6 protein-coding genes and 2 rRNA genes are annotated in these 7145 nt (G+C 71.9%); all 8 read left to right on the top strand.

Annotation, left to right across the window (positions count from 1 at the left end):
• Window positions 1-123 (top strand): 23S ribosomal RNA (locus BM199_RS12995); the annotation flags it as partial.
• Between the two features lie 89 nt (window positions 124-212).
• A 5S ribosomal RNA gene (gene rrf / locus BM199_RS12990) occupies window positions 213-329 on the top strand.
• A gap of 92 nt (window positions 330-421) precedes the next feature.
• On the top strand, window positions 422-2134 hold the full coding sequence (locus tag BM199_RS33840) for a hypothetical protein (protein ID WP_245788318.1): 1713 nt from the start codon (window positions 422-424) through the stop codon (window positions 2132-2134).
• Entirely contained in the window at window positions 2127-3134 is a 1008-nt protein-coding gene (locus BM199_RS12980) for an HAD-IIA family hydrolase (protein ID WP_091673164.1), read from the top strand. The genes BM199_RS33840 and BM199_RS12980 overlap by 8 nt, the downstream gene beginning before the upstream one ends.
• Before the next feature lie 41 nt (window positions 3135-3175).
• Window positions 3176-3388 carry a hypothetical protein gene (locus tag BM199_RS12975; RefSeq protein WP_177242602.1) on the top strand — a complete coding sequence of 71 codons (213 nt, stop codon included), beginning with the start codon at window positions 3176-3178 and terminating at the stop codon, window positions 3386-3388.
• Between the two features lie 4 nt (window positions 3389-3392).
• Window positions 3393-4211, top strand: coding sequence for a TlyA family RNA methyltransferase (locus BM199_RS12970; protein ID WP_091673162.1), 819 nt, complete (start codon window positions 3393-3395; stop codon window positions 4209-4211).
• Between the two features lie 128 nt (window positions 4212-4339).
• Window positions 4340-5239, top strand: coding sequence for an NAD kinase (locus tag BM199_RS12965; protein WP_091673289.1), 900 nt, complete (start codon window positions 4340-4342; stop codon window positions 5237-5239).
• A 68-nt stretch (window positions 5240-5307) separates the two neighbouring features.
• On the top strand, window positions 5308-7128 hold the full coding sequence (recN, locus tag BM199_RS12960; protein WP_218160336.1) for a DNA repair protein RecN: 1821 nt from the start codon (window positions 5308-5310) through the stop codon (window positions 7126-7128).
• Window positions 7129-7145 lie beyond the last annotated feature (17 nt).

Genomic DNA, 7145 nt, shown 5'->3' with positions numbered 1-7145 from the left:
ATGAGGTCTCCCACCCTTTGTGGGTTAAGGCCCCCAACAGACCATTGGGTTGATAGGCCAGAAATGGACGCACAGTAATGTGTTTTGAGTTGACTGGTACTAATAGGCCGAGGACTTGCCCACAAACATGCTACGCATCCGCTCTACAGCTCTGAAACACCACACCACCACCGGTCCGGCCGGTGGACAGGTGGTTGGTTGTTTCACAGAGTTACGGTGATCATAGCGCCAGGGAAACGCCCGGTCCCATTCCGAACCCGGAAGCTAAGCCTGGCAGCGCCGATGGTACTGCAGCCGAAGGGCTGTGGGAGAGTAGGACGTCGCCGAACACCCTTTCCGTAGGGCCCGTTAGGGTTGCCAGTTGGCTCCCCTAGCGGGCCCTACGTGCGTGTACAGGAAGTTTTGCCGGTTGGAGGACCAGGTGTCGGAGTTCGGTCGACGTGACGCTGCGGACGACAGTGAGTCGGGCCGGCCACGGCGCGACGAGAGGGCGGGCCGCGGCGAGCGGCCACCACGGCCGCGACGATTTGACGAGACCGGTGCCGGGAGCCGGGACCAGCGAGGCAGCGGTGGCAGGACGGATCGTCCGCGCCGCGATGACCGCCCGCGCCAGAACCACCAGCCGGGCCGCGACGACCGCCCGCGCAGGGACGATCGCTCCAAGCAGGACGACCGCCCTCGCCGTGACGACCGGCCAAGGCGAGACGACCGGCCCAAGAGGGACGACCGGCCCGAGCGATCGGGCGGCCGTCCCGGCAGCCAGGATCGTGGAGCGGACCGCCGTGGCAGCGGCCCCCGCACCGGAGACAACCGTGGTGGCAGTGGTGCGGGCCAGCGGGACCGCGCGCCGAGCGACCGCAGGGACTCCAGGTACGGCCGGCCGGAGCGCAACAACGCAGACCGTCGTGGTGAATCACGCGGTGGACCGAGGGACAACCGCGGGCAGGCTCCGCGACAGGGCGGAGACCGCAACCGGGACGCCAAGCCGTTCTCGCGCGACCGTGCGCCAGGTCAGGGACCGCGCCGCGACGATCGTCCCGCATATCGCCAGGACCGCAGGGACGACCGGCCGGATCGCCGGGACCAGCGGCCCGAGCAGCGCAGGGACGATCGCCCCGACCGCCGTCCCGACCGTCAGGAGCGGCGTCCCGAGCGGCCCGCGTACCGGTCGGATCGACGTGATGACCGGCCGGACCGCAAGGACCAGCGCGGTGGTGACCGGCGTCCCGCCGATGCCCGCGGTGGTGATCGCCGGGAACAGAGCAGGCGGCCGGACTCACGGCCGACGCGCGGTTCTGCCCCGTCGACCGGTCCCGCACGCTCGACCCATCCTGCCGGGCCGGCTGACGACGCCGCCGCGGCACGTGAACTGCTCGCCGCTCCCGAACTGCCGGAAGACGTCCAGTTCTCCGACCTCGACGAGGAGGCCAGGAGGGAGCTGCGCACCCTGCCCAAGGATCTGGCGGAGCGCATCGGCAGGCACCTGGTTGCCGCGGGCGGGCTGATCGACGACGACCCGGAGGCCGCACTCGAGCACGCGCGCTACGCGAAGGCCAAGGCATCGCGGGTGCCGATCGTCCGCGAGGCGGTCGGCCTCGCCGCGTACCACGCCGGACACTGGGCCGAGGCGCTGACCGAACTCAGGGCGGTGCGCCGGATGTCCCGCACCGATATCCACCTGCCGATCATCGCCGACGCGGAACGCGCGATCGGCCGACCGGAGCGGGCGCTCGACCTTGCCCGTGAGGCCGACCTCGCCAGCCTCCCGAAGGCCGTCGCGGTCGAGCTGCAGATCGTGGCCGCCGGTGCGCGCCGTGACCTGGGCCAGCTCGACGCCGCCGTCGTGGCGTTGCAGGGGCCTGATCTCGACGCGGTCGGCACGGAACCGTGGGGTGTGCGCCTGAGCTATGCCTACGCGGACAACCTCGCCGCGGCCGGACGCACCGAAGAGGCGATGCGCTGGTTCATGCGGGCCGCCGACGCCGACGCCGAGGAGGAGACCGACGCCGCCGAGCGGGCAGCGGAACTCGGTGGGTATCTCGACGCCGCCGAATCCGGCGCTGACGTCAACAACGTCAACAACGTCAACAACGTCAACAACGCTGACAGCGCGGGTGACGCCGTCGATGAGTGAGGCACTCCTCGCCCGGCACGATGCGGTCCTGCTTGACCTGGACGGAACCGTCTATCACGGGGCGAGGGTGATTCCGGGTGCTCCGGAGGCCGTAGCCGAGGTGCGCAGGGCGGGTGTCCCCGTCCGGTTCGTCACGAACAACGCCTCGAAGGCGCCGGAATCGGTGGCCGAGCACCTTCGCTCGCTCGGTGTCGCTGCCGAACCGGGAGAGGTCAGTACCAGTTCCCAGGCGGCCGCCGCGGTTCTGGCCGAACGGCTGCGGGCGGGCTCGAGAGTGCTGGTCGTCGGGACCGGCGCACTGGCCGCCGAGGTCGAGGCTCTCGGGCTGGCACCCGTCCGGAAGATGGCCGATGATGTCGCGGCCGTCGTGCAGGGACACTCGCCGGACACCACCTGGGCGGACCTGGCCGAGGCGTGCCTCGCCATCCGCGCCGGGGTGCTGTGGGTGGCCTGCAACGTGGACGCCACGCTGCCCACCGAACGAGGGCAGCTGCCCGGCAACGGCTCCATGGTCGCCGCGCTGCGCACCGCGACCGACGCCGAACCGGTGGTGGCGGGCAAGCCGGAGGCGCCGCTGTTCACCGCGGCGGCCACCGCGGTCCGGGCCACCTCCGCGCTCGTCGTCGGTGACCGGCTGGACACCGATATCGCCGGCGCGTCCGCCGCGGGGCTCGACGCGCTGGCCGTGCTCTCCGGCGTCGCCACGCCCCGCACCCTGCTGACCGCGGCCGAGGGCCTGCGACCGCGGTACCTCGCCGAGCACCTCTCCGCAGTGACCGGCCGGGCGGGCGAACTGGAGATCGGCCCCAGGCCGGGCTGGCGGATCCGCGCAGAAGGTGACACCCTCCGTGTCACCGCTGTCACCGAAAGCGACGGTGTGGGCGACCGTCTCGACCTCTTGCGGGCGGTGTGCGACGCGGCCTGGCGGCACGGGACGCACAGGCTGGTTCCGGAGGGCGACGACGCGCGCGGTGCACTGGACGACCTGGGACTGACCTGATCCGTTAGCGTTGAGGGGTGCACGAACACAGCGACAGCGACGTGCCGGGCTCGGCGCCGCGGCCGGTTCCAGGACCGCCCCCCGCGCAGGCCCGGCAGGATGAGCCGCAGGACATCGATCCCCGAGCCGGGATCGACGACGCGGTGGCGGCACTCGACGACCTGCGCGACGTTCCACTCGCCGAGCATGTGGAGCGGTTCGACGCGGTGCACACGGAACTCACCGTGGCACTGTCCAGTATCGACAAGGTCTGATCTCGTGCCGCGCAAGGCGCGCCTCGACGCGGAACTGGTGCGCCGGGGCCTCGCGCGTTCCAGGGACCACGCCAGCGAGCTGATCGGCGAGGGCAAGGTGACCGTGCGCGGCATGGCCGCGAGCAAGCCCGCGACCGGCGTCGACCCCGGCGAAGCGATCGTCGTGAAGGACACCGACGACCCGGGCTGGGCGTCCCGCGGAGCGCACAAACTTCTCGGTGCCCTTGCCGCGTTCGAGCCGGAAGGGCTCACCGTGACGGGACGGCGTTGCCTGGACGCGGGCGCGTCGACCGGGGGCTTCACCGACGTGTTGCTGCGCGCGGGTGCGGCCACCGTCGTCGCGGCCGACGTTGGCCGAGGGCTGCTGGACTGGCGGCTGCGCACCGACGACCGTGTCGTGGTGCTGGACAAGACCAACGTCCGCGCCCTGACCGTCGAGCAGATCGGTGGCCCCGTCGACCTCGTCGTCGCGGACCTCTCGTTCATCTCCCTGCGGCTGGTGCTGCCCGCGCTGGCGGCCTGCGCGGATGCTGGCGCCGACCTGGTCCCCATGGTGAAGCCACAGTTCGAGGTCGGCAAGGACCGGCTGGGCAGCGGTGGGGTCGTCCGGGATCCGGAACTGCGCGTGGCCGCCGTGCGTGACGTGCTCACGTCCGCGACCGGCCTCGGTCTGCGCCCCAGGGGCGTCGTCGCCAGTCCGCTGCCGGGCCCCTCCGGCAATGTGGAGTACTTCGCCTGGCTGTCCCGCTCATCGGAGCGGCAGGCAGGCGCCGATGAGGTCGAACGCCTTGTTCGTACCGCGGTCCGGGAGGGTCCTTCGTGAGTCAGCGGGCGCAGGAGAACTTTGGTTCGCGTGGTCGTGGTGATTCGAGTTCTCAGGCAGACACTCAATCGCACAGTGTCGGCGAAAGCAGCCCGGGCGGTGGCAACGGCGTCGTCCCGGCCAGGGAGATCCTGCTCGTCGTGCACCCGGACCGGGACGCGACCAGGCCCGCGGCGCGGGAGGTCGCGGCGCGCCTCGCGGCGGCGGGCATCCGGCTGCGCGTCGTGGACTCCGACGTGCGGGACCTGCTCGGCCCGGACGGTGGCGGTGCCGCCTGCACCGTGGTCGCACCGGGACAGGATCCCGCCGCGGGCACCGAGCTCGTGCTCGTTCTCGGCGGGGACGGCACGTTGCTGCGGGCGGCGGAGCTGGCGCGGCCTGCCGGTGTCGCGCTGCTGGGGGTCAACCTCGGGCGGGTCGGGTTCCTCACCGAAGCCGACTCCGACGCGCTCACCGAGACCGTGCAGCGGGTGGTGGAACGCAGGTACCGCGTCGAGGAGCGGATGACGGTCGACGTCACAGTCCATGCCGAGGGCCGTGAGATCGCCCGTACCTGGGCGCTCAACGAGGCCAGCGTGGAGAAGTGCTCCCGCGAGCGAATCCTGGACGCGCTGATCGCGGTCGACGGGCGGCCCGTCTCCTCCTTCGGCTGTGACGGCGTGCTGTGCGCGACGCCCACCGGCTCCACGGCCTACGCGTTCTCCGCGGGAGGGCCGGTGATCTGGCCCGAGGTGGAGGCGTTGCTCGTCGTGCCGAGCAACGCGCACGCCATGTTCTCCCGGCCGCTGGTGGTGTCCAGGGACTCGGTGATCACCGTCGAGGTGGACCCCGACGGCCTGCCCGCGGTCCTGACCTGCGACGGCCTCCGGCACCTCGAACTGCCCCGCGGCGCGGTGGTGCAGGTGGTGAGCGGGCAGGTGCCGGTCCGCCTGGCTCGGCTGCGGGACGGTCCCTTCACCGATCGCCTGGTGCACAAGTTCGCCCTGCCGGTGAAGGGCTGGCGGGAGCGCCACGCGCGGATGCGGTAGCGACGCGATCGGCGAGAAACTTCCGGTGGAGGCGCACGCTGTCGGTGACAGGCACTACGGTTGGGGCCGTGCTGGCCGAGATGCGCATCCAGGGCCTCGGAGTCATCGAGGACGCCCTGCTCGAACTGCACCCGGGATTCACCGTGGTCACCGGGGAGACCGGTGCGGGCAAAACCATGGTGGTGAGCGGGCTGCACCTGCTCTCCGGTGGCCGGTCCGAGGCCTCGAAGGTCCGGGTGGGGTCGCCCAAGGCCGTCGTCGAGGGCCGCTTCGAGCGAGTCACCGGTGAACAGGCCACCGACATCATCTCCGGAGCCGGTGCGGACATCGACGAGGACGGTGGCGTGATCGCCCTGCGCTCCGTCGGCTCCGACGGACGCTCAAGGGCGCACCTCGGCGGCAGGTCGGTACCCGTCGGTGTCCTCGCCGACCTCGCTGAGCAACTGCTGGCGGTGCACGGCCAGAACGACCAGCTCCGGCTGATGCGCCCCGCCGAGCAGCGGGCGGTCATCGACCGGTTCGCCGGAGACGCGGTGGCCACCCCGCTGTCCGAGTACCGGGAGGTCCGCGCCGAGTGGCAGACGGTCGTCGCCGAACTCGCCGAGCGCGCCAACCGTTCCAGGGAGCTGGCGCAGCAGGCGGACCTGCTGCGCCACGGTCTCGGCGAGATCGAGGCGGTGGAGCCGGTCGCGGGGGAGGACGCCGAACTCACCGAGCAGATCAAACGCCTCGCCGCGGTGGACGAGCTGCGGGCGTCGGCAGGTGCCGCGCAACTCGCCGTCTCGGGAGCGGCCGAGGGCGACCCGGACGCCCCCGGAGCACTCGGTCTGATCGGCGAAGCCAGGCGCAGGCTCGGCGTCGCCGAGGACCAGGTGCTGCGGGATCTCGAACCCCGTCTCGCCGAGGCCGCGGTGCTGATCTCCGAGGTGGGCGTGGAGCTGGGGAACTACCTCGAGGGACTCGACGCCGATCCGGAACGACTGCAGCAGGTGCTGGCCCGGCAGGCGGAGCTGAAGAAGCTCACCCGCAAGTACGCGGCCGATGTGGACGGTGTCCTCGCGTGGGCCGAGGACGCGCGTCAGCGGCTGTCCACCATGGACACGTCCGAGGAGGCTCTCGCCGAACTCGCCGCCCGCAGAGACCAGCTCGCGACCACTCTGGCCACGCACGCCACGCGGGTGTCCGAGGCGCGCGTGCGGGCGGCGGCCGAGCTCGCCGGAGCGATCACCGCGGAGCTGGCAGGCCTCGCGATGGGACAGGCCGAGATCGACGTGACCGTCCGGTCCCGGCCCGCGGACGAAGGCGACCATTATGCCCTCCCCGTCGAAGGCGAGCTGGTGCACGCGGGCCCGGACGGCGTGGACGAGGTGGAGCTGCTGCTCCGCGCGCACTCGGGGGCGCCCGCCCTGCCCGTGCACAAGGCCGCGTCCGGCGGTGAACTCTCCAGGGTGATGCTGGCGATCGAGGTCGTCCTCGCGCATGCCGACACCGTGCAGACCCTGGTGTTCGACGAGGTCGACGCGGGGGTCGGGGGCAGGGCCGCGGTGGAGATCGGCAGGCGGCTCGCCCGGCTCGCCCGCAGTCACCAGGTCCTCGTCGTCACCCACCTGCCGCAGGTCGCGGCGTTCGCCGACCGCCACCTGGTCGTGGACAAGGGCACGGCGGAGGGCATCACCCGGAGCGGGGTCACCGTGCTGGCCCAGTCGGAACGCGTCCTCGAACTCGCCAGGATGCTGGCGGGGATGGACGGCACGGAGACCGGCAGGGCCCACGCCGAGGAACTGCTGGCCTCGGCCGAGGCGGACAAGTCCGCAAACGGCCGGTCCGGCGCGGGTGGCCGGTCCGGCAAGGGCGGTAAGAAGCGAGTTCGCGGCCGCGACGCCACCTGACTCACCCGGAATAGAAC

The sequence above is a fragment of the Amycolatopsis marina genome (assembly GCF_900111885.1).
GTDB classification, from domain to species: Bacteria; Actinomycetota; Actinomycetes; order Mycobacteriales; family Pseudonocardiaceae; genus Amycolatopsis; species Amycolatopsis marina.
This window is presented reverse-complemented; position numbering and strand designations above follow the sequence as displayed.

Coding starts and splice junctions, on each gene's coding strand:
- BM199_RS12980 (WP_091673164.1), top strand. CDS start 2,127: ATGAGTGAGGCACTCCTCGCCCGGCACGATGCGGTCCTGCTTGACCTG.